The sequence below is a fragment of the Xanthomonas floridensis genome, assembly GCF_001642575.1.
GTDB lineage: Bacteria > Pseudomonadota > Gammaproteobacteria > Xanthomonadales > Xanthomonadaceae > Xanthomonas > Xanthomonas floridensis.
The window spans coordinates 1-22,668 of sequence record NZ_LXNG01000016.1 but is presented as its reverse complement, the minus strand read 5'-3'; the positions used below and the strand labels follow the sequence as shown (position 1 = coordinate 22,668).

Below are 22,668 nucleotides of genomic sequence, written 5' to 3'. Positions count from 1 at the left end.
ACCGGCCGCTGCCGCTGCGCGCAGGGCTTTGCAAAGGCGCACGGGGCTGTGACACTGCCAGCCCCCTCGTCGCTGCCGCGGAGCCAGCTTGATGTCGACCGTGCGTCCCCCGTTGACCGTCCATGGCATGTCCAGTTCAGGCAACTGCTACAAGGTGCGCCTGCTGCTGGAACAGCTGGGCAGCCGCTACCACTGGGTCGAGGTCGACAGCGTGGCCGGGCAGACCCGCATGCCCGAGTACCTGGCCAAGAATCCCAACGGCAAGGTGCCGATGGTGGAGCGCGACGATGGCCGCGTGCTGACCGAGTCCAATGCGATCCTGTTCTGGCTGGCCGAGGGCACCCCGTACCTGCCCACCGACGCATGGCAACGCGCGCAGGCGCTGAGCTGGATGTTCTTCGAGCAATACAGCCATGAGCCGTACGTGGCGGTGGCACGTTTCATCAGCCTGTGGACCGCGCCCGATGCGGCGCGTCGCGCCGAGCTGCCGCAGCTGCGCGTGCGCGGCGAGCAGGCATTGGCAGTGATGGAGCAGCACCTGCAGCAGCAGGCCTGGTTTACCGGCAGCGACTACGGCATCGCCGATATCGCCCTGTTCGCCTACACCCATTGCGCCGAAGACGGCGGCTTCGACCTGGAACGCTGGCCGGCGATCGGCGCCTGGCTGCAGCGCGTGCGCGCGCTGCCCGGATGCGTGCCGATGCCGGCACCCGTTTCGGTGACGGCATGAGCGGCGTGCGCCACCGGTCTGGTACGGTCCTGCCACTGTCGTGCCTGCATGGTCGCTCTCCTGCGCCAAGCGGCGCGCGGCGCTCGGATCGGGCTCCAGGCGCCGCAGCCGCAGCGCGATGGTGCGTTGCCGGCAGCATTGCATTGCGCGGGGAGCGCTGACGATGTGCGGACTGGCAGGATTGCTGATGGCCTCGCCGCGGCTGCATGGCGAACAGCTCGAGGCGTTGGTGCGGCCGATGGGCGCGGCGTTGCGCCATCGCGGCCCCGACGATGCCGGCAGCTGGTGCGATGCGCAGGCCGGCGTGGCCCTGGCGCATCAGCGCCTGAGCATCCTGGATCTGTCGCCGCTGGGCCATCAGCCGATGCGCTCGGCCGATGGCCGCTACGTGCTGGCCTATAACGGCGAGGTCTACAACTTCGCGCAGCTGCGTGGCGCGCTGGCCGCGCTGGGGCATCGCTTCCGGGGGCATTCCGATACCGAAGTGCTGCTGGCGGCGGTGGTGGAGTGGGGGCTGGACGACACCCTGACCCGCTGCAACGGCATGTTCGCCCTCGCATTGTGGGATGAGCGCGACAACTGCCTGTTCCTGGCGCGCGACCGCGTCGGCAAGAAGCCGCTGTACTACGGCTGGGCCGGCGACACGCTGGTGTTCGGCTCCGAACTCAAGGCGCTGTGGCAGCACCCGGACTTCGACAACGGGGTCGATCGCAATGCGCTGACCCTGCTGCTGCGGCTGGGCTACATTCCGGCGCCGGCCTGCATCCACGAGCACACCTTCAAGCTGATGCCGGGCCGGGTGCTGCGCGTGGATGCGCAGACTGTCGCCGCCGGTGCGGCCGCGCATCGACCCGATCAGGCACAGCAACCGTTCTGGAATGCGCGCGAGGCGATGCAGCGCGCGCTGGCAACGCCGTTCACCGGCACCGATGCGCAGGCCGAAGACCAGCTGGACGGCGTGCTGCGCGATGCCGTGGCGCTGCGCATGGTGGCCGATGTGCCGGTGGGCGTATTCCTGTCCGGCGGGACCGATTCGTCCATCGTCACCGCGATGATGCAGGCGCAGAGCACGCAGCCGGTGCACACCTTCAGCATCGGCTTCGAAGGCTCGCACCATGACGAGGCGCCGCTGGCGCGCGAAGTGGCCACGCATCTGCATACCGACCACACCGAGCTGTACGTCAGCGGCGCCGACGCGCTGGCGGTGGTGCCGAGCCTGCCGGACATGTTCGACGAGCCGTTTGCCGATGCCTCGCAGGTGCCTACGGCGCTGGTGGCGCGGCTGGCGCGCGGTGGAGTGACGGTGGCGCTGTCTGGCGATGGCGGCGACGAATTGTTCTTCGGCTATGGCCGTTACCAGCGCGCGCTGCGTAACTGGCGCATGCATGGGCTGGTGCCCGGCCCGCTGCGTCGGCTGATGGCGCTGGCAGCGCGCAGCAATGGCGAATCCTCGCGTACCGGTGGGCTGGCCGCGCTGGTGGCCGAAGCCGGCGCACGGGGCATCGGCGACATCTACCGCAACCGTATCTCGCGCTGGCGCGATCCGGCCGCGGTGGTGCTGGGTGCCACCGAGCCGGAAAGCTTTTACAGCCTGGCCGACCCGCTGCATGGGTCGGGTACGCCGGCCGACGCGATGATGCTGGCCGATTTCGCCGCGTATCTGCCCGACGATCTGCTGTGCAAGGTGGATCGCACCACCATGGCGGTGGGACTGGAGGCGCGCGCGCCGCTGCTGGACTGGCGCGTGGCCGAATTCGCTTGGTCGTTGCCGTTATCGCTGAAGTACCGCGACGGGGTCAGCAAGTACCTGCTCAAGCGCGTGCTGTGCCGGTATCTGCCCGACCCGATGGTCTACCGCGGCAAGCGCGGCTTCGGCGCGCCGGTCAGCGCGTGGCTGCGCGGCGATCTGCATGGCTGGGCCGATGATCTGCTGGCGCATGGCACGCTGCAGCGCGAGGGCGTGTTTGCCGCCGATACCGTGGCCGGCTTGTGGCGCGACTTCAACGGCGGCGAACGCAAATGGCATACGCACCTGTGGACGGTGCTGATGTTCCAGGCCTGGCAGGCGCACTGGCGCGAACAACGCGCGGCCATCACGCGCTGATCGGGGTTGTGGCGGCGCGCAGTGGTTAGGTGCTGAAAATGGCACTGCGGTGCGCGGAGTGTTGCTGTTGCTTGTAGCTTCGACTCGGAAATCGGAAATCGGAAATCGGGCCGGGAAGGGATCGGCGCACTGCCTGCAGTTGCGACGCAGTGGCCGGAGCCGGGCGCCGTTTCACCAACCCTGAGCATGCTGCTGGGTAGGGTGGGGCCCTGTTTCCACGGAGCGTACCCATGAGCAAGCTCACCATCGCCGTGCTGGTCGGCAGCCTGCGTGCAGAGTCCTATAACCGCCAGCTGGCGCGCGCGCTGGCGCATCTTGCTGGCGACAAGGCCGTGTTCGAGTATGTGGAGATCGGCGATATCCCGCTGTACAACCAGGACCGCGACGGTGATTTCCCGGCCGAAGGCACGCGCCTGAAGCAACAGATCCGCGCCGCCGACGCGGTGCTGTTCGTGACCCCCGAATACAACCGCTCGATCCCCGGCGTGCTCAAGAACGCCATCGACACCGGCTCGCGGCCGTATGGCGACAGTGCGTTTGCCGGCAAGCCGGCGGCGGTGGTCGGCATCTCGGTCGGTGCGATCGGCACCGCGACCGCGCAGCAACACCTGCGCAACGTGCTGGCGTATTTGAACATGCAGGTGCTCGGCCAGCCCGAGGTGTTCTTGCACTACAAGGATGGCCTGTTCGGCCCGGACGACACCATTGCCAATGCCGACAGCCGCAAATTCCTGCAGGGCTTCGTCGATGCCTTCCTGGGCCTGGTCGAGCACCTGAAGCGTTGAGTTGATCACAGCCTGTGGTGCCGACATCGCGCGGGCCGCAGGGCCCGGCGGGGGCGGGCAAACCCAGGCAGGGCAAGGGTCGCGGCCGGTGCGACAGGGTCGGCGTAGAAAAGTGCTGCACCGGCTGTCCACTAGTTATCCACAGAGTTGTGCATGGTCGTCGGCGTCGCCGGTGACTATGCTTCCTGCCCTCGTGTCCCTGCGTCAGGTCTGTTTGTCCATGTCCGCTCGTCCTGGTTTCCGTTCCAAGCGCAATCGCGATCGCGACGACGACGATTACGATCGTCCCGAGCCGCGCCTTGATCAACTGCGCGTACCGCCGCATTCGGTCGAGGCCGAGCAGGCCGTACTTGGCGGGCTGATGCTGGCGCCGGACGCGTTCGACCGCGTCAACGATCAACTGACCGAAAACGACTTCTATCGCCGCGACCACCGGTTGATCTACCGCGCGATTCGCGAATTGAACGAGAAGGATCGCCCGTTCGACGCAGTGACCCTGGGCGAATGGTTCGAATCGCAGGGCAAGCTGGAGCAGGTGGGCGATGGTGCTTATTTGATCGAGCTGGCCAGCACCACGCCGTCGGCAGCCAACATCGCCGCGTATGCGGAAATCGTGCGCGACAAGGCGGTGCTGCGGCAGTTGATCGAAGTGGGCACCACGATCGTCAACGATGGCTTCCAGCCAGAGGGGCGCGACAGCGTCGAGTTGCTGTCCTCGGCCGAAAAAGCCGTGTTCAAGATCGCCGAAGCCGGCGCGCGCGGGCGTACCGATTTCGTGGCAATGCCCGGCGCCTTGAAGGATGCGTTCGAAGAGTTGCGCAACCGCTTCGAAAATGGCGGCAACATCACCGGCCTGCCGACCGGTTACAACGATTTCGATGCGATGACGGCCGGCCTGCAGCCGACCGACCTGATCATCCTGGCGGCGCGTCCGGCCATGGGCAAGACCACCTTCGCGCTGAACATTGCCGAATACGCCGCGATCAAGTCCAAAAAGGGCGTTGCGGTGTTTTCCATGGAAATGTCGGCCTCGCAGCTGGCGATGCGCCTGATCTCCTCCAACGGCCGCATCAATGCGCAGCGCCTGCGTACCGGTGCGCTGGAAGACGAGGATTGGGCGCGCGTGACCGGCGCGATCAAGATGCTGAAGGAAACCAAGATCTTCATCGACGACACGCCGGGCGTGTCGCCGGAAGTGCTGCGTTCCAAGTGCCGCCGGCTCAAGCGCGAACACGACCTGGGCCTGATCGTCATCGACTACCTGCAGCTGATGTCGGTGCCGGGCAATAGCGAGAACCGCGCGACCGAAATTTCGGAAATCTCGCGTGGTCTCAAGGGCCTGGCCAAGGAGCTCAACGTACCGGTGATTGCGCTGTCGCAGCTCAACCGCTCGCTGGAAACCCGTACCGACAAGCGCCCGGTGATGGCCGACTTGCGCGAATCCGGCGCAATCGAGCAGGACGCGGACATGATCGTCTTCATCTACCGCGACGATTACTACAACAAGGAAAATTCGCCGGACAAGGGCCTGGCCGAGATCATCATCGGCAAGCACCGCGGCGGCCCGACCGGCTCCTGCAAGCTCAAGTTCTTCGGCGAATACACCCGCTTCGACAATCTGTCGCACGATTCGGTGGGCAGTTTTGAGTAGTCGGCAGGTGATGGAGTCGATCGCATGACTATTGCGCTCGCGCTACGCGGGGGGCGCCAGCGTTGCGCGGATACGGTGCGGATGTATCAGGTACAGAACGTGCGATCTGCGGCTTGGCTGGGTGGTCCTTGCCCGCCCGCCATCGCAGGACACGCCGCAAGTACATCCATGTACATGTAAGCCCTTCGGCAGCGTCCACGCCGCCAAAGGTTCTGCGACGGTGAGCGGGCAAGGACCAGGCAAGTTGGTCGGTGCGTAGAGTTTTCAAAAACCACCAGGCAACTGTCCGGTGCGGTGTCCTCGCCGATTGCGGAAGCGATGGTGGCATGGATGCCGCCACCGAGCCCGCATGGACGGGTTAACGGCGTGTCCCGCCAGCGGTGAGGGCACCGCGCACTCGACCGAGGCTGAGAGTTTGCTGCAGGGTCCTTGCCGCAGCAGAAACGCCCGCCGCCGTATCGCGCCATCGTTGCATCTGCTGGCTTATGCTGCGCAGCCCTGCCGTCGCTGCCGAGTCCGCATGTCATACGCCATCGTCTGGTTCCGTCGCGATCTGCGCCTGGAAGACAATCCGGCCCTGCGTGCCGCACTCGATGCCGGGCACCATCCGATCCCGCTCTATATCGATGCGCCGCACGAAGAAGGCGAGTGGACACCGGGCGCGGCCTCGCGCAGCTGGCGACATCGCGCGCTGGCGGCGCTGGATGCGGGCTTGCGCGCGCTGGGCAGCGGCCTGGTGATTCGCGCCGGCAACAGCGCGCGGGTGCTCGATGAGGTGATCGCGCAAACCGATGCGGTGGCGGTGTACTGGAATCGCAAATACGAGCCGGCCACCCAGCCGCGCGATGCACAGATCAAACGCAGCCTGCGCGAGCGCGGCATCGAGGTGCAGAGCTGCAATTCGGCGCTGTTGTTCGAGCCCTGGCAGCTGAGCACCCAGCAGGGCGGCCCGTACAAGGTCTTCACTCCGTTCTGGCGCAACGCGCTGACCCAGCTGCAGTTGCCCGACGCGGTGCCGGCACCGCGAAGCCTGCCGCCGTTGCCAGCCAAACTCAAGAGCGAAGCGCTGGACACCCTGGGGCTGGTGCCGACGCTGAGCTGGGACCAGGGTTTCTGGGAGCACTGGCAGCCAGGCGAGGCCGGTGCGCACGAGCTGCTGGAAATCTTCATCGATGGCGCGCTGTCCGGCTACCGCGAAAATCGTGACCGTCCCGATCGTGTCGGCACCTCGCAACTGTCGCCGCACCTGCACTTCGGCGAGATCGCGCCGTGGCGGATCGCCGCTGCGTTGAACGCACAGCGCAATGCGCGCAACGGTGCAGAGATCGATGGCTATATCCGGCAGCTGGGCTGGCGCGATTTCGCCTATCACCTGCTGCACCATTTCCCGGAGACCACCAACCAGAATCTCAATCCGCGCTTCGAAGGCTTCGACTGGGCCAAGGCCGATCCGGTGACGTTGCAGGCCTGGCAACGCGGGCGCACCGGCATCCCCATCGTCGATGCCGGCATGCGCCAGCTGTGGCATACCGGCTGGATGCACAACCGCGTGCGCATGATCGTGGCCAGTCTGTTGTGCAAGCATCTGCGCGTGCACTGGGTCGAAGGTGCGCGCTGGTTCTGGGACACGCTGGTGGATGCGGACCTGGCCAACAACACCATGGGGTGGCAATGGGTGGCTGGCACCGGCGCCGATGCCGCGCCGTATTTTCGCGTGTTCAATCCGGTGACACAGGCGGAAAAATTCGATCCGCAAGCGGCGTACATCACGCGCTGGGTGCCCGAGCTCGGCAAGTTGCCAGTGAAGGAGCGCTTTGCGCCATGGCAGCATCCGTTGTCGCTCGCACGCCTGGCGCCGGAGTATCCGCGCTCACCCATCATCGGGCTGGCCGAGGGGCGCGATGCGGCCCTGGCAGCGTATGCAAAGACACGCGGGTAGCGCACTGCGCCGCGTGCGTGCGTTGCCGCGCGTATGCAAGCACCTGCCTGCCGCATCGATCTGCGCAACGGTGGTGCAGCTGGCTTGATCGGCCTGTGACTGGAATCCGGTGTGGTCGTGGCGGACTCCGCTCCCTCGACGATGCGTGAGGTCAGCATGCTGTCTGGAGTGACGGCGTTTCAACCTCCGAGTTTGTCTGCGCTATCACTTCTGTGGGATGGCTGCGGGCACACGCACTGCTGATCGGCGGTTCGATCCATGTCGCCGAAAACGTTTTCCTGAATGGTGAGCCTGCCGCACGCCTCCAGCGTGTACTTTCATCATGTGCCAGTCGCGTGGCGCTGTTTATCCTCGCCGACACGATTGAGTGCCGGACGATCCGGCGATAGGAGAACACCATGTCCTCAGCAGCCACCAAGAGTCTTGCCGTTGCGCTGGCCAGCGCCACCGCGTTGTCCGCCTGCGCTACCGGCGGATCGTACGTGCAGCGTGACCAGTACGGCGACCAGACCCAACAGCAGAATCGCACCGGGCGCAACGCGCTGATCGGTACCGCCATTGGTGTGGCTGCCGGCCTGCTCACCGGCGACAGCGCCACAGAGCGTCGTCAGCACGCGATGATCGGCGCCGGCATTGGTGCGCTGAGCGGTGCGGCCGTGGGCCAGTACCAGGATCGCCAGGAACGCGCGCTGCGTGAGCGCACCGCCAATACCGGCATCGACGTGCAGCGCCAGGGCGACAACATCACCTTGAACCTGCCCGACGGCATCACCTTCGATTTCGGCAAGTCTGCGTTGAAGCCGCAGTTCTACAGCGCACTCAACGGCGTTGCCTCGACGCTGCGCGAATACAACCAGACCATGGTGGAAGTGGTGGGCCACACCGACAGCGTGGGCAGCGATGCAGTGAACCAGCGTCTGTCCGAAGAACGCGCCGGTGCCGTGGCGCAGTACCTGACCGCGCAGGGCGTGCAGCGCGAGCGCATGGAAACCATGGGCGCCGGCAAGCGTTACCCGATTGCGGACAACAGCACCGACGCCGGGCGCGCGCAGAACCGTCGCGTGGAAATCCGCCTGATTCCGCTGCGTGCGGAAGGCGCCGCCAGCAATACCGGCATGCGTTGAGTAACGCGCAGTCATGCAGCGCAAGGCGGGTCAGTCGCTAGCGCCGCAGCAGTAAAGAAAACAGGCCGCGAAAGCGGCCTGTTTTTCATGGTGTCGGCTGGAGCTCGCAAGCGCAGCGTACTATTTGCTGGCTTCAGTTCTTCGTCTATTCCGCCCTTTGGGCAACTTCTCCTCCATGAAGGAGGACAATGTCCCGGTGGGAGAAGGATGCTCAGTGCCTCGTCTCGGTCCGGCTTACGCAGTCACGTGTTCCAGAATGCGCTTGCCTTCCGCACGCTCGGCCTCCAGTTCGACGTCCACCTCTGCCTCGCTGTGGGCCTTTTGCGCAGCCAGCCGGGCAGGGCATTGCGCCATCATGTAGTCGGCGTCGAAGTTCATGCGCGTGACCAGAAAGTCCACGAACGCGCGCACCTTGGGCGAAACCAGTCGCCCACCGGCAAACACGGCATTGAAATCCACTTCCGGCCCGGTCCAGCCAGCCAGTACGCGGCGCACCAGGCCCGATTGCACGAATGGCTTGGCCATCACGTCGCCGGTCAGCAACAGGCCTTCGCCACACAGCACTGCGCCGTTGAGCGCGGCCGGATCGTTGGCGACCATCAGTGGATTGACCGGGAAATCGCGCACGTCGCTGCCGTCGCTGAGCGACCAGAAAAAGCGGTTGTTGTGCACGTTGCGGTTCTTGCGTAGCGCCAGCGTACGGTGGAATTGCAACTCGTCCGGATGCAACGGCTCGCCATAGCGTTCGATATACGACGGGCTGGCAAACACCTGCGTGCGCAGGCTGCCGAGTTTGCGTGCGACCAGATTGGAGTCGGGCAGGGCACCGACGCGCAGGGCCAGATCGGCTTCGCCACCGATCAGGTCCAGCTTCTCGTTGCCCAGATGCATGTCCAGCTGGATTTCCGGATACTGCGCATGGAATTCGCCCAGCAACGGCGCAATCCAGGTGATGCCCAGCGAATACGGCACAGTAAACCGCAACCAGCCGCGTGGGCCGGATTGCAATTGCCCCACCGCGCTTTCGGCTTCTTCCAGCTCGCGGGCAATGCGCTGGCAATGTTCGTGATAGACCGAGCCGGCTTCGGTCAGCCCGATGCGGCGCGTGGTTCGATGCAGCAGGCGCGCGCCCAGGCGCGTTTCCAGCTCCTGCACCTTGCGGCTGACGGTGGTCTTGGGCAGGCCAAGTGCGTTGGCCGCGGCGATGAAACTGCCTTGTTCGACCACCTTGACGAAGATCAGGGTGTCGTTGAGATCGTGTGTCATGGGACTGCCTTCCGGGGGTCAGGAGGGATTAGACCGCTTACGGGACGATTATTCCCCTAAATCCGGACTAATCAAGTGCTGCTTTGAGGCCTAGCTTATGCGGCATCCCTTCCATCCAGGAGCACGGCCATGTGGTTGTGCGATGTCTTCGGCTTGTCCTCTCCCGCCCGCAGCGCCATTGAAAGCGCCTTCGACCCGGTGCGCTCTCCGGCGAAAGGCCAGCGCGCCAGCGTTTCGCGCCGCTTTGCCGCCTCGCCAAAGCGGCAGGCCGGTGGTGCGCCGACGAAGCGGGCTGGACTGAATTCGCGTTGGGTGCAGCGCGGTATTGTCCCGATGTCGGGAACAAAAGTCCCATGAGCGGGATGGTCCAATCCGAGACAGCCGTCATCGGCGGCGCAGGCGATGTGGGCGCCGGCATTGTGGCCGCGCTGCTCGATGCCGGCATGCCGGTGCTGGCGATCGGGCGCGATGCCGCCAAGCTGGCCGGCCTGCGAGCCCGGCATGGCGATTCGGCGCTGCTGGACACCCTGCAGGGCTCGGTGGCCGACGATGCCTCCGCGCAGCGCCTGGCCACCGAACTGGCGCAGCGGCCGCGGCCGCTGGGCGCGGTGATTGCCAGCCTGGGTAGCCCGCCCAAGGCCGGCCGCCTGCTGGATCGGCCGGTGGCCGCGTTACGCCGCCGCCTGGAGCGCGACGTGCTGCCGCATCTGGCAGCCGCCCGCCATCTGCTGCCGCTGCTGGCCGAGGCCGATGGCGGCGGCCGTTATCTGCTGCTGGGCAGCCCGTGCGCGCTGCGCGCATGGTCGGCGCACGGCGATCGTTCGGTGGCCGCGGCCGCCAACCGCATGCTGGCCCAGGTGCTGCACGAGGAAGCCAAGCCATTGGGCGTTCGCGTGCACCTGCTGTCGGTCGAGCAGCCGGTGTGCACGCCGGGCCGTGCCAAGGACGCGTGTCCGGAATGGATTCGCGCCGTGGATGTCGGTCGCGCCGCCGTTTCCCTGATCGCCGGGCCCGGCCAGCCCGGACAACCCATCGTGACCGTCAGCCGCCGTCCGCATGCCGCTCCGTCGGCGGACCGGCTGGCCGGTCTGCATTTGCCTATCACCACTCGAGAGATCTCCCCATGACCCCGAACGCCACCCCGTTCCGTTTTCCCGTGCGCCCGGTCCTGACCGCCGCTGTCCTGGCGGCCGTGCTTGCCGCGTGCGGCGGCGGTGCCGCGCAGACCGGCGCACCACCGCCGCCCAGCGTCAGCGTCGCTCCGGTGCTGATGAAGGACATCAGCCAGTGGGACGAATTCAGCGGCCGCATCGAGCCGGTGGAAAGCGTCGAGCTGCGCCCGCGCGTGTCCGGCTACATCGACAAGGTCAACTACACCGAAGGCGCGGAAGTGAAGAAGGGCGATGTACTCTTCAGCATCGACGACCGCAGCTACCGCGCCGACTTCGCGCGTGCCAATGCCGCGCTGGTGCGTGCGCGTACCCAGGCCACCCTGGCCAGGAGCGAGGCAGCCCGCGCGCGCAAGCTCTCCGAGCAACAGGCCATTTCCACCGAGATCTGGGAGCAGCGCCGCGCCGCCGCCGATCAGGCCGATGCCGACCTGCTGGCCGCGCAGGCGGCGGTGGACACCGCCGAGCTCAATCTGGACTGGAGCCGCGTGCGTGCACCCATCGACGGCCGCGCCGGGCGTGCAATGGTCACCGCCGGCAACCTGGTCACCGCCGGCGATAGTGCCAGCGTGCTGACCACCCTGGTATCGCTGGACAAGGTGTTCGTGTACTTCGATGCGGATGAAGGCACCTTCCTGCGTTATTCGCAGATGGCGCGCAGCGGCGAGCGCCCGGACGAGCGCGGCGGCCAGCTGCCGGTGCGTATCGGCCTGGTCGGCGAGCAGGGCTTTCCGCACGCTGGTCGGGTGGACTTCCTGGACAACCAGGTGACCCGCAGCACCGGCACCATCCGCGTGCGTGCCGTGCTCGACAACGCGCAGCGGCAGTTCACGCCGGGCCTGTATGCGCACGTGCAGTTGCTGGGCAGCGGGCAGTTCAAGGCCATGCTGGTCGACGAAAAGGCGGTGCTGACCGACCAGGACCGCAAATACGTGTACGTGGTCGACAAGGACGGCAAGGCGCAGCGCCGCGATGTGGAACTCGGTCGCAGCGCCGACGGGCTACGCATCGTGCGCAAGGGCCTGGCTGCCGGCGACCGCGTCGTGGTCGATGGCGTGCAGAAGATCTTCATGCCCGGCATGCCGGTCGATGCCAAGGCCGTGGCCATGGCATCGACACCGGACAAGCGCACCGCCTCGAACTGATCCATCGCTGCATCGCGCTTTCGACCACCGGCCTGGTGACCAGGCCGGTTCGGGGCCGCCGTGCCGCGCCGCCACCCGGCGGCACCCTCTTTCAGGACCACCCCAATGGACTTTTCCCGTTTTTTCATCGACCGGCCGATCTTTGCCGCGGTGCTGTCGATCATCATCTTCGCGGCCGGCCTGATCGCCATGCCGCTGCTGCCGATCAGCGAATACCCGGAAGTGGTACCGCCGAGCGTGCAGGTGCGCGCGGTGTATCCGGGCGCCAATCCCAAGGTCATCGCCGAGACCGTTGCCACGCCGCTTGAGGAAGCCATCAACGGCGTGGAAAACATGATGTACATGAAGTCGGTGGCCGGCTCCGATGGCGTGCTGGTGGTCACCGTGACCTTCAAGCCCGGCACTGATCCAGACCAGGCCCAGGTGCAGGTGCAGAACCGCGTCAGCCAGGCGCAGGCGCGCCTGCCCGAGGACGTGCGGCGCCAGGGTGTGACCACCCAGAAGCAGTCGCCGACGCTGACCATGGTCGTGCATCTGACCTCGCCCAAGGGCAAGTACAACTCGCTGTACCTGAGCAACTACGCCACCTTGAAGGTCAAGGACGAGCTGTCGCGCCTGCCCGGCGTGGGCCAGATCCAGATCTTCGGCTCGGGCGATTACGCCATGCGCATCTGGCTGGATCCCAACAAGGTGGCCGCACGCGGGCTCACCGCCAGCGACGTGGTCGCCGCCATCCGCGAGCAGAACGTGCAGGTCTCCGCCGGCCAGCTCGGCGCAGAACCAATGCCCAACAAGAGCGATTTCCTGCTCTCGATCAACGCGCAGGGCCGCCTGACCACCGAAGAGGAGTTCGGCAACATCGTCATCCGCAGCGGCAACAGCGGCGAGATCGTGCGGCTGAGCGATGTGGCACGGCTGGAACTGGGTGCGGGCAACTACACCTTGCGCTCGCAGCTTGACAACCAGAATGCGGTGGGTATGGGCGTGTTCCAGTCGCCCGGCGCCAACGCGATCGAATTGTCCGATGCGGTGCGCGCCAAGATGGCCGAGCTGGAAAAGCAGTTCCCGCAGGACATGGCCTGGTCGGCGGCGTATGACCCCACCGTGTTCGTGCGCGACTCCATCAGCGCAGTGGTGCACACCCTGCTGGAGGCGGTGCTGCTGGTGGTGCTGGTGGTGATCCTGTTCCTGCAGACCTGGCGCGCTTCGATCATTCCGTTGCTGGCAGTGCCGGTGTCGGTGGTCGGTACGTTTGCCGCGCTGTACCTGCTGGGTTTCTCGATCAACACGCTGAGCCTGTTCGGGCTGGTGCTGGCGATCGGCATCGTGGTCGACGACGCGATCGTGGTGGTGGAAAACGTCGAGCGCAATATCGAAGAAGGCCTGAGCCCATTGGCCGCTGCGCATCAGGCGATGCGCGAGGTGTCCGGGCCGATCATCGCCATCGCGCTGGTGCTGTGCGCGGTGTTCGTGCCGATGGCGTTCCTGTCGGGCGTGACCGGCCAGTTCTACAAGCAGTTCGCGGTGACCATCGCCATTTCCACGGTGATTTCGGCAATCAACTCGCTGACCCTGTCGCCGGCGCTGGCGGCCATGCTGCTCAAGGCGCACGACGCACCCAAGGACGGCCCGTCGCGGTTGATCGATCGGTTGTTCGGCTGGTTGTTCCGTCCGTTCAACCGCTTCTTCAACAGCAGCTCGCACAAGTACCAGGGTGCGGTGTCGCGGACGTTGAGCAAGCGTGGTGCGGTGTTCATGGTGTATCTGCTGCTGCTGGTCGGCACCGGTTTCATGTTCAAGATCGTGCCGGGCGGCTTCATTCCGACCCAGGACAAGCTCTACCTGATCGCCGGCGCCAAGCTGCCGGAAGGCGCATCGCTGGAGCGCACCAATGAGGTGATCCGTCAGATTACCCAGATCGCGCTGCAGACCGAAGGCGTGGACCATGCAATTGCGTTCCCGGGCCTGAATCCGCTGCAGTTCACCAACACGCCCAATACCGGCACGGTGTTCCTGACCCTCAAGCCGTTCAGTCAGCGCAGCCGTAGCGCGGTGCAGATCAATGCGGAAATCAATGCGCGCATCAGCCAGATCCAGCAGGGCTTTGCGTTCGCCTTCATGCCGCCGCCGATTCTGGGGCTGGGCCAGGGCTCGGGCTATTCGCTGTACATCCAGGACCGCGCGGGCCTGGGCTATGGCCAGCTGCAGAGCGCGGTGAATGCGATGTCCGGTGCGATTTCGCAAACGCCCGGCATGCAGTTCCCGATCGGTACCTACCAGGCCAACGTGCCGCAGCTCGATGCCAAGGTCGACCGCGACAAGGCCAAGGCGCAGGGCGTGCCGCTGACCAACCTGTTCGATACGTTGCAGACCTACCTGGGCTCGGCCTATATCAACGACTTCAATCGCTTCGGTCGCACCTATCAGGTGATCGCCCAGGCCGATGGACAGTTCCGCGACAGTGTCGAAGACATCGCCAACCTGCGTACCCGCAATGCCAATGGCGAAATGGTGCCGATCGGCAGCATGGTCACGCTGGGCCAGACCTACGGCCCGGATCCGGTGATCCGCTACAACGGCTACCCGGCCGCCGACCTGATCGGTGAAGCGGATCCGCGCGTGCTGTCCTCCACCGAGGCGATGCAAAAACTGTCCAGCATGGCGCCGCAGGTATTGCCCAACGGCATGAATATCGAATGGACCGACCTGAGTTATCAGCAGTCCACCCAGGGCAACTCGGCGCTGATCGTGTTCCCGATGGCGGTGCTGCTGGCGTTCCTGGTGCTGGCCGCGTTGTATGAAAGCTGGACGTTGCCGCTGGCGGTGATCCTGATCGTGCCGATGACCTTGCTGTCTGCGTTGTTCGGTGTGTGGCTCACCAATGGCGACAACAACGTGTTTGTGCAGGTGGGCCTGGTGGTGTTGATGGGCCTGGCATGCAAGAACGCGATCCTGATCGTGGAGTTTGCGCGCGAACTCGAGATGCATGGCAAGGGCATTGTTGAAGCGGCACTGGAAGCCTGCCGTTTGCGCCTGCGCCCCATCGTGATGACCTCCATCGCCTTCATCGCCGGCACCGTGCCGCTGGTGTTCGGCCATGGCGCCGGCGCCGAAGTGCGCTCGGTCACCGGGATCACGGTGTTCGCCGGCATGCTGGGCGTGACCCTGTTCGGACTGTTTCTGACGCCTGTGTTCTATGTGGCGCTGCGTAAGTGGGTGACCCGTCGTGGGCCCGCTGCACCGGCTGCCGTTTCGCATGACGCCGTCAAGGCGTAAGCCACTCGCTTCCCCCAATTAAAGAGGATTCACCACATGAGCAACACCAAGATCGCACTGGTCACCGGCGCTACTCGCGGCATCGGCCTGGAAACCGTTCGTCAACTCGCACAGGCCGGCGTGCACACGCTGCTGGCCGGGCGCAAGCGCGACGACGCAGTGGCCGCCGCGCTCAAGCTGCAGGCCGAAGGCCTGCCGGTGGAAGCGATTCAACTGGACGTCAACGACGACATCAGCATCGCTGCGGCGGTCGGCACGGTGAAGGAGCGTCACGGCCACCTGGACATCCTGGTCAACAATGCCGGCATCATGATCGATGACATCCAGCGCAAGCCGTCCGAGCAGAGCCTGGACACCTGGAAGCGCACCTTCGATACCAATCTGTTTGCGGTAGTCGGCGTGACCAAGGCGTTCCTGCCGCTGCTGCAGCGGTCGCTGGCCGGCCGCATCGTCAATGTGTCCAGCATTCTCGGCTCGCTGACGCTGCACAGCGACCCTGGCTCGCCGATCTACAATTTCAAGGTGCCGGCCTACAACGCATCCAAGAGCGCCTTGAACAGCTGGACCGTGCATCTTGCCTACGAGCTGCGCGACACCGCGGTCAAGGTCAACACCATTCATCCCGGCTACGTCAAAACCGACATGAACGGTGGCGAGGGCGAGATCGACATCGAGCAGGGCGCGCACAGCAGCGTGCAGATGGCATTGATCGATGCGCACGGCCCGACCGGCAGCTTCACCCATCTGGGAGACACCTTGCCATGGTAAGAACATTGCTCGGCACGGCACTGGCCGCGCTGGTGCTCAGTGGTTGCGCGGTGGGGCCGGATTACCGGCCCGACCCGCCGGCCTCGGTCACGTTGCAGGGCGCGCAGGACGCATCCTTCAGCACCGAATCGCCGGTCGGCAACTGGTGGTCGCAATTCGACGACCCGGTGCTGGAACAGCTGGTGCGCGATGCGCTGTTCGCCAATCACGATCTGCGCATTGCGGTGTCGCGGGTCAAGCAGGCGCGTGCGGTGTTCGTCGAACGTCGCCTGGACCAGGCACCGCACATCACCGCACAAGGCAGCTTCGATCGTCGCGAACAGCAGCAGGTGATCGCGGGCAATCAGCGCTTCCTCACCGAGCAGACCACGCTGGGCCTGGATGCGGCCTGGGAGCTGGACCTGTTTGGCCGCCAGCGCCGTGCATCGGAAGCCGCGCGTGCGGACCTGGACGCGGAACAGGCCAATCTGCAGGACGTGCAGGTCACCGTCGCGGCGGAGGTGGCGCGCAATTACTTCGAATTGCGCGGCACCCAGAAGCAGCTCGATGTCTCCAAGCGCACCCTGACCAATCTGCGCGACACCCAGAAACTGACGCAGACGCGTTGGGACCTGGGTGCCGGCAGCGAGCTGGATGTGCAGAGCAGCCTGGCGCGGTTGAAGGCGATCGAGGCGGATATTCCGTTGCTGGAAACCGCCGAGGCGCAGTACCGCCACCGTCTGGCCGTGTTGCTTGGCCAACAGCCCAATGCGCTGGACGCCACCCTGGTCGCACGCAGCATGCCGGCATTCGCGCGGCCGTTGCCGCTGGGCGATACGGCCGGATTGCTGCGTCAACGCCCGGACGTGCGTAGCGCCGAACGCCGGCTGGCGGCGGCCACCGCGCAGGTGGGCGTGGCCACGGCCGATCTGTTCCCGCGTATCAGCGTCAGCGGCTTCGTCGGCTTCCTGTCCGGCGATGCAGCGCGGCTGACCGAGGGCAATGCCAAGGCCTGGTCGATCACCCCGTCGATCAGCTGGGCGGCGTTCGATTTCGGCACCGTGCGGGCGCGCTTGCGTGCCAGCAAGGCGCAGGCCGAAGGTGCGCTGGCGCAGTATCAGCAGACCGTGCTGCTGGCGCTGGAAGACACGGAGAACGCCTTGACCGGCTACGGCCGCCAACAGGCGCGCCTGGCCATCGTGGTCGAGCAGGCCAATGCCGCACGGCGTGCCGAACAGTTGGCGCAGATCCGCTATCGCGAGGGTTCGGAGGACTTCCTGACCTTGCTGGATGCACAGCGCACCCAGCTGGCGGCCGACGATGCCCTGGCGCAGGCCGAGGCGGCAGTCAATGTCGGCGTGGTCGGGGTGTACAAGGCCTTGGGCGGCTGGAAACAGGGCGAAGCACCTGCCGCACCGGTGGCCGTGGTCAACCGATAAGCAGCGGACGGGGCGGCCTGCAGGTCGCCCCGTCGATGCGGCATGCGGCGGTGATCTACCAAGCGCTGTGCAGAGTCACAGGTGCACCGTGACGGCCGCGCGTTGGCGTCCGCTGCCGCATCTGGCCACGTGGGCATTCTGATAAGACAGGCGTAGCGCAGGCCTAATGCGCGAGTGCCAATTGCGCAAGATCAGCGAATAAAACGAACGCACAGCCGTCAGGCGGGCGCGGCCGATGCCCGGAAGCGGGCAGGGACCACGCGTGAATTCCGGTGCTTGCTGATAGCGCGGTGGTGATCCATTGCATGGCGATTGCCAACGATGGGATCACACGCTTGTCCGAACTCTGCGGCGTCAGTGGTCAGCCATCGACCAAATCTGGGGCCTGTGAAAACCCCACTCCGGCCACGCTGGCTGCCGCGCTGCGCACGCGAGATAGCAGCAAACGCGCATCGCGCGATCAGACCGATGGATCAGATGGCTCGATCAGCACGCGCAGGCGCTTGGCGAGCATCGCAATGGCCGTCTACCGTGCGACCGATAAGCCGCTGTCAGCGACACGGCCAGGACCGGCAACGCTGGAATGTGTAGACGCATTGACGCTGCCCCGGACGCGGCACGCCGGCAAGACACGGCATCACGCATCGCAAGCCCAGACCTCCTGCCTGCGCAGCAACGCTAGGTCACTGCGCTCAGTCGGCAACCCGCACGCTGTCACGGCCACTGTTCTTGGCCAGATACAGCGCTGCATCGGCGCGCGAAAACCAGTCCTGCCAATGCGTCTCGCCATCGTGACGCGCAGCGCCCAGCGAGACGGTGATGCGCCCGCCGGGGCCGCGCAGCCCGTTGCGGATCACCTTGCGCAGGCGCTCGGTGGCCGCTTCCAGTTCGGCCAGCGACCCGGCCCGCAGCAGCACCACGAACTCTTCGCCGCCGAAGCGGAACACCTGGTGCGGCTCACGCACTTCGAAGCGCAGGATGGTGGCCAGATCCGACAACGCTGCATCGCCGGCAGCGTGCCCGTACAGATCATTGACCTCCTTGAAATGGTCCAGGTCCAGGATGATCAGGCTGTTGAGCCGGTCCTGCGGCTGGCGCTGGTCGATCTGGTGGGTGAGCGCACGTTCGAGCATGCGCCGGTTGGGCAGGCCGGTCAGCGCATCCAGCGAGGCCAGCTCTTCCAGATGCACGCGGTCGTCCTGCATGCGCAGCGAAAAGGAGTACCCCACCGCCAGCGTCACCAGCGTTACCACCACGGTCGACACGCCCTGGCCCGGGCTGACGATCAGACCGGGCAGGAACAGCAGCGCGGCCATCAGCGGCAGACTCAGCAACACCGCCCGCTGCGGCCCGCACAGGAAATAATTGGTGGCCAGCACCGGGAACAACCAGGGCAGGGCGCCATCGCCACCGGTCCAGCAAGCCACCAGACAGCCTGCGACGTTGATCGATGCCAGCCAGAGGCCACCAGCGCCGGTACGCTCGGCATTGCGCATCTTCCAGCCACGCCAGATTGCCAGCATGCCGAGTGCGGCGGTGATCAGGCACGCCACGGCCTGGCCGGTGATGGCCAGGTACACCGCATAGAGGCAAAGCAACAGCGCGGTGATTGGCCCGAGCATCTTGACGATGCCAAGGCGGAAATCCCGCCGCAGGTGGAGGATCACATGGAAGGTTCTGTAGGAGTCGGCATCATTATCGGCCGGCCGCTGCGAAAGTTGAGCATGCAAGGTGCCGCAGTGGCCGGCAGGAAAATGAAGCGTTGTCCGGCAAGGCTTCGCACATCCTTGACGGCCTTGTCGCAACCGTAGTGGCTCTGTCGTTGGAGTCTGCTATGCCTACACGCGAAGAACTCGAGACACGCCTGGATGCGCTACAGGACTCACTGCCGCAACTGTCTGCCGACGAGGACGCAGACTTCGACTACCTCGATTTCCAGGCGCGTGCCGAAGCGGAACTCCGTAGCGCCGCGCCTGACGACGTGGCATATGTGCGCACCCGCATCGACGGCATGCTGGCTGGCGCCGGCCTGATTCCGGGCGACGAGGATGGACAAGCCCCGCGTTGAGGCGCGTGCCAGTACGACGACAATCCGGCGCGTGTCGCCATGCGTGACATGCGCTGTATCCGGGCATGCAGGATGCGCGAAAGTTTTTGGGAGCGTGCACGCATGGAGCGCAATCGCTGGCGGGCGATGCCCTGGTCGCTATGCATATTGACGCATAGAACTGCCGACGCGGTCAGGGGTAATCAGCGTTGTGAAAGCGCTTGTCGGCCTGTCACGGCCCGCAGCGGCATTGCCGCGCGGCGCGTCTGCGCTGTTTCCGGCAAACTCCCCGACTTCAAAACCCCTGCGTCAGCTCGGCACGTGCCGCCACGGGTGCGCTGACCACCTGGTTGCGCCCGCCCTGTTTGGCCCGATACAGCGCCTCGTCCGCGCGCCGCAGCAGTTGCGCTGCGTTACCGGCATGCTCGGGAAAACTCGCCGCGCCAAACGATGCGGTGATCTTCGGCAGCGACACGCCATCGGCCATCACCTGCAAGGCCTCGATTCCGGCACGCAACTTCTCCGCCATCATGCGGGCGGTCGCCAGGTCCACCTCCGGCAGAATGATCGTCAATTCTTCGCCGCCATAGCGGCAGCAGATATCTTCACCACGGGTCTGGGCCAGCAGCAGCTCGCCGATTGCCGCCAGCACGCGGTCGCCGCCGCCATGCCCATGCAGGTCGTTGAAGCGTTTGAAGTGGTCCACGTCCAGCATCAGGACCGACAGCGGCTGCACCCGTCGCGTGCAGCGCGCCAGTTCGTGATTGAGCGCCTCTTCCAGGTAGCGGCGGTTGTACAGGCCGGTCAGTGGGTCGCGGATCGATTGCTGGCGCAGCGTTTCGCGCAGGCGAAGGCTGTGCAGCACCAGCGACAGTTGTTCCGCCGCCGCCTCGGCCACCGTCAGCGAGGCCAGGCCACCGGGCGCGTCGCTGCGCAGCGCCAGCATGCCCAGTTGGGTGCCCTGTGCCGACAACGGAATGCAGACCGTGCTGGCGTGCGCCGCAACGGTGGTGCCGGCATGCCGACACAGCATGCCGGCGCTGGCGTCTTCCACCACATGCGTGCGATCGCGGCGCAATGCCCAGCAGGTATCCGGTGCGATGCTGGCGTTGCCGTCGTCGGCCATCGCGCCCCAGGCCACGACCTGCTCGGCGCGGTCGCGCGAGGCGCGCAGCAGGTACACCGCTCCCGACGCGCCGGGAATCAGCGGAGCAATCGTGCGAGCGGTGATCTCCAGTGCCTCCTCGGCGTCGCGGCAGTTCTGCAGCAGCCCCGAATAGCGCGCCAGCGCTTCCAGTCCGGCCGAGGTGCGTTCGAGCGTAGCAAACGAATCGACCAGCCGCTCGCTGGCGAGGCTGGCCGCGTCCTCGGCACGCACGCGGCGTTGCAGTTCGCGCGCCAACAGGCGGTAGGCCAGCAGCATCACCAACAGCCCGCTGACGATCCCGATTACCGTCATGCGCAGCACCCACTGTGCGCTGACCGTCGTGGCCTCGGTACGCTTCACCAATGCGTGGCGTTCCAGCTCGGTCATGGTCTGCACCTGTCGCCGCAGCGCCGACGAGGTCTGGAAGACGCCGCGCGCGATCGAGCTGCGCGCGCCCTCCAGGCCATGCGTCCGGTAGCTGTGCAACAGGTCGTTGATCTGTACCAGGCGCTGGTCCACCAGGCGGCCAAGCGCCAGCGTGTTGCGCCTTTGCACCGGGTTGTCCTGCACCAGTGCTTCCAGCCGCACGATACGCTCGGGCAGGCGCCCGATGGCATCGGCATACACGCCCAGAAACGCCTCGTTGTCGGTCAGCACATAGCCGCGCACCGATGACTCGGCCGACAGCAGGCCGGCCTGGATTTCGTCGATACCGGCAAGCACTTCCTGCGTGTGCGTCACCCAGCCGGCATTGGCCAGCGAGCGCTGGGTGGTGAAGTAGCCGCCCACACCGATCAGTACAAAAATGGCGCCACCCAGCAGCAAGGCCCCGGCGGCACGGCGTTTGGCTTTCCTGGTCAGCATCTTGTTTCCCGACACCGATGGTGTGGTTGAGGCCGATGCAAGTAGCGTGCCTCCACGGTCCAGTCAGCTGGCAGACGGGGCCGGACTCGCCGCAATGATCGTGCGACGGTATGCTCGCAGCGCACCGAAGAGCCGAGCACAGTTTGGTTATTTTTCTTGGAAGCTATCAGCTGATCTGCCACGCCGCCCCGAGCCTCGGCACCGACGCCACCTGGAGCGCCGATTGGCGCATCGAACAGATCAGTACGGGCAGGAAAACGGGCGAACTCGCGGGCGCAACCCTTGCATCCACGTTTCCCGATCACCGCAGCGCCATGTCTGCCGCGCGCATTGCCGGCATGGTGACGCTGGAAGCCATGCACGCCGAAACGCAGCGGCAGCTCGACTACAGCTGAGGTGAGCTGCCGGTTTGACGGCGGCATTGACCGAGCCTGCGCCAGCGAACAGTCAGCTCGAGATGGCGGGAGTGGCGCAGGTCAGTGATTGCGGGCCTCAGCCGGCTGCCTGGCCTGCGTCTTCAGCACCACGCTGGCACGCAGTTTGCTTTGCCTGCATCAAGGGCGCTGGGGAGCGCCGTCGGACGACATGCAATGGATGAACCCAACAAGAGCGCTCTGGTCCTACTGCAGCAGGAAGCCACCGAACTGCTCGCATTGTTCGACCAACTCCGCGGCGACCTTCCATCGGCTTGCGCGAACGAAGTTCTCTTGGGTACCTCGATCACCACCACATCCGAACTGATACGCCCAGGCTTTCCTAGACATCTCAAGGCCATGGAAAATGGCAGATTCGGAGGTGTCCATGAGCAGCAAGCGGTATACGGATGAGTTCAAGATCGAAGCGGTCCGGCAAGTGACCGATCGTGGGTTCAAGGTGGCAGAGGTCGCCGAGCGACTGGGTGTCACGACGCACAGCCTGTACGCCTGGCTGCGCAAGTTCGGCAAGCCTGGCGTGGTGCATCGCGCCGAGGTGGACCAGAGCGCCGAGGTTCGGCGGCTGAAGGCAGAGTTGCGTCGCGTGACCGAGGAGCGCGACATCTTAAAAAAGGCCGCCGCGTACTTTGCCAAGGGGTGAAGGCAAAGTACGCGTTCATGCAAGACCATCGCAGGGAATTCAGGGTATGCGCGATGTGTCGGGTATTGCGCGTCAACCGGGCGGGTTATTACGCCTGGTTACGCTCGCCTGACAGTGAGCGCGCCAAGGAAGACCAACGCCTGCTGGGATTGATCAAGCAC

The 22,668-nt window shown here is 65.6% G+C and carries 17 protein-coding genes and 1 pseudogene; 15 read left to right on the top strand and 3 right to left on the bottom strand.

Features of this window, described 5'->3' with window-relative positions; genetic code table 11:
- Positions 1 to 91 precede the first annotated feature (91 nt).
- From A7D17_RS10470 to A7D17_RS10445, 6 genes are all read left to right on the top strand, one after another.
- The gene (locus A7D17_RS10470; protein ID WP_064509022.1) at positions 92 to 730 is read left to right on the top strand and encodes a glutathione S-transferase family protein; all 639 of its coding nucleotides are present in this window, start codon (positions 92 to 94) and stop codon (positions 728 to 730) included.
- Positions 731 to 893: 163 nt separating this feature from the next.
- A complete protein-coding gene (gene asnB, locus A7D17_RS10465) occupies positions 894 to 2,834 on the top strand; it encodes an asparagine synthase (glutamine-hydrolyzing) (RefSeq protein ID WP_064509021.1) in 1,941 nt (646 codons plus the stop codon).
- A 230-nt stretch (positions 2,835 to 3,064) separates the two neighbouring features.
- Positions 3,065 to 3,619 (top strand): NADPH-dependent FMN reductase, encoded by a 555-nt coding sequence (locus A7D17_RS10460; protein ID WP_064509020.1) that lies wholly within the window; start codon positions 3,065 to 3,067, stop codon positions 3,617 to 3,619.
- Positions 3,620 to 3,839: 220 nt separating this feature from the next.
- Positions 3,840 to 5,270, top strand: coding sequence for a replicative DNA helicase (locus A7D17_RS10455; RefSeq protein WP_064509019.1), 1,431 nt, complete (start codon positions 3,840 to 3,842; stop codon positions 5,268 to 5,270).
- A 520-nt stretch (positions 5,271 to 5,790) separates the two neighbouring features.
- Positions 5,791 to 7,209, top strand: coding sequence for a cryptochrome/photolyase family protein (locus A7D17_RS10450; protein ID WP_064509018.1), 1,419 nt, complete (start codon positions 5,791 to 5,793; stop codon positions 7,207 to 7,209).
- 398 nt (positions 7,210 to 7,607) lie between these two features.
- A complete protein-coding gene (locus tag A7D17_RS10445; protein WP_064509017.1) occupies positions 7,608 to 8,333 on the top strand; it encodes a YiaD family glycine zipper/OmpA-like lipoprotein in 726 nt (241 codons plus the stop codon).
- A 234-nt stretch (positions 8,334 to 8,567) separates the two neighbouring features.
- Here the strand turns inward: A7D17_RS10445 and A7D17_RS10440 are convergent, their stop codons facing one another.
- Entirely contained in the window at positions 8,568 to 9,599 is a 1,032-nt protein-coding gene (locus A7D17_RS10440) for an XC_2801 family transcriptional regulator (RefSeq protein ID WP_064509016.1), read from the bottom strand.
- A gap of 129 nt (positions 9,600 to 9,728) precedes the next feature.
- Here A7D17_RS10440 and A7D17_RS10435 point away from each other — a divergent pair, with 129 nt between their 5' ends.
- From A7D17_RS10435 to A7D17_RS10410, 6 genes are all read left to right on the top strand, one after another.
- A complete protein-coding gene (locus A7D17_RS10435; protein WP_064509015.1) occupies positions 9,729 to 9,956 on the top strand; it encodes a hypothetical protein in 228 nt (75 codons plus the stop codon).
- A complete protein-coding gene (locus A7D17_RS10430) occupies positions 9,953 to 10,726 on the top strand; it encodes an SDR family oxidoreductase (RefSeq protein ID WP_064509014.1) in 774 nt (257 codons plus the stop codon). Before A7D17_RS10435 ends, A7D17_RS10430 begins: the two co-directional genes overlap by 4 nt.
- Entirely contained in the window at positions 10,723 to 11,913 is a 1,191-nt protein-coding gene (locus A7D17_RS10425) for an efflux RND transporter periplasmic adaptor subunit (RefSeq protein ID WP_064509013.1), read from the top strand. The genes A7D17_RS10430 and A7D17_RS10425 overlap by 4 nt, the downstream gene beginning before the upstream one ends.
- Before the next feature lie 105 nt (positions 11,914 to 12,018).
- Positions 12,019 to 15,189, top strand: coding sequence for an efflux RND transporter permease subunit (locus tag A7D17_RS10420; RefSeq protein ID WP_064509012.1), 3,171 nt, complete (start codon positions 12,019 to 12,021; stop codon positions 15,187 to 15,189).
- A gap of 36 nt (positions 15,190 to 15,225) precedes the next feature.
- Positions 15,226 to 15,957: an SDR family oxidoreductase gene (locus A7D17_RS10415; RefSeq protein ID WP_064509011.1), complete on the top strand. Its 732-nt coding sequence runs from the start codon at positions 15,226 to 15,228 to the stop codon at positions 15,955 to 15,957.
- On the top strand, positions 15,951 to 17,375 hold the full coding sequence (locus A7D17_RS10410; RefSeq protein WP_064509010.1) for an efflux transporter outer membrane subunit: 1,425 nt from the start codon (positions 15,951 to 15,953) through the stop codon (positions 17,373 to 17,375). Before A7D17_RS10415 ends, A7D17_RS10410 begins: the two co-directional genes overlap by 7 nt.
- Positions 17,376 to 18,067: 692 nt before the next feature.
- On the opposite strand, the gene A7D17_RS10405 is transcribed toward A7D17_RS10410, so the two are convergent.
- Positions 18,068 to 19,042, bottom strand: coding sequence for a GGDEF domain-containing protein (locus A7D17_RS10405; protein ID WP_064509009.1), 975 nt, complete (start codon positions 19,040 to 19,042; stop codon positions 18,068 to 18,070).
- Between the two features lie 95 nt (positions 19,043 to 19,137).
- Between A7D17_RS10405 and A7D17_RS10400 the strand changes: the two genes are divergently transcribed.
- On the top strand, positions 19,138 to 19,443 hold the full coding sequence (locus A7D17_RS10400; RefSeq protein WP_082861879.1) for a hypothetical protein: 306 nt from the start codon (positions 19,138 to 19,140) through the stop codon (positions 19,441 to 19,443).
- Between the two features lie 274 nt (positions 19,444 to 19,717).
- On the opposite strand, the gene A7D17_RS10395 is transcribed toward A7D17_RS10400, so the two are convergent.
- Positions 19,718 to 21,433: a sensor domain-containing diguanylate cyclase gene (locus tag A7D17_RS10395; protein WP_064509008.1), complete on the bottom strand. Its 1,716-nt coding sequence runs from the start codon at positions 21,431 to 21,433 to the stop codon at positions 19,718 to 19,720.
- Between the two features lie 143 nt (positions 21,434 to 21,576).
- Here A7D17_RS10395 and A7D17_RS10390 point away from each other — a divergent pair, with 143 nt between their 5' ends.
- Both A7D17_RS10390 and A7D17_RS22770 read left to right on the top strand, forming a co-directional pair.
- The gene (locus A7D17_RS10390; RefSeq protein WP_064509007.1) at positions 21,577 to 21,828 is read left to right on the top strand and encodes a hypothetical protein; all 252 of its coding nucleotides are present in this window, start codon (positions 21,577 to 21,579) and stop codon (positions 21,826 to 21,828) included.
- Positions 21,829 to 22,234: 406 nt separating this feature from the next.
- A pseudogene (locus A7D17_RS22770) lies at positions 22,235 to 22,668 on the top strand (transposase); the annotation flags it as partial.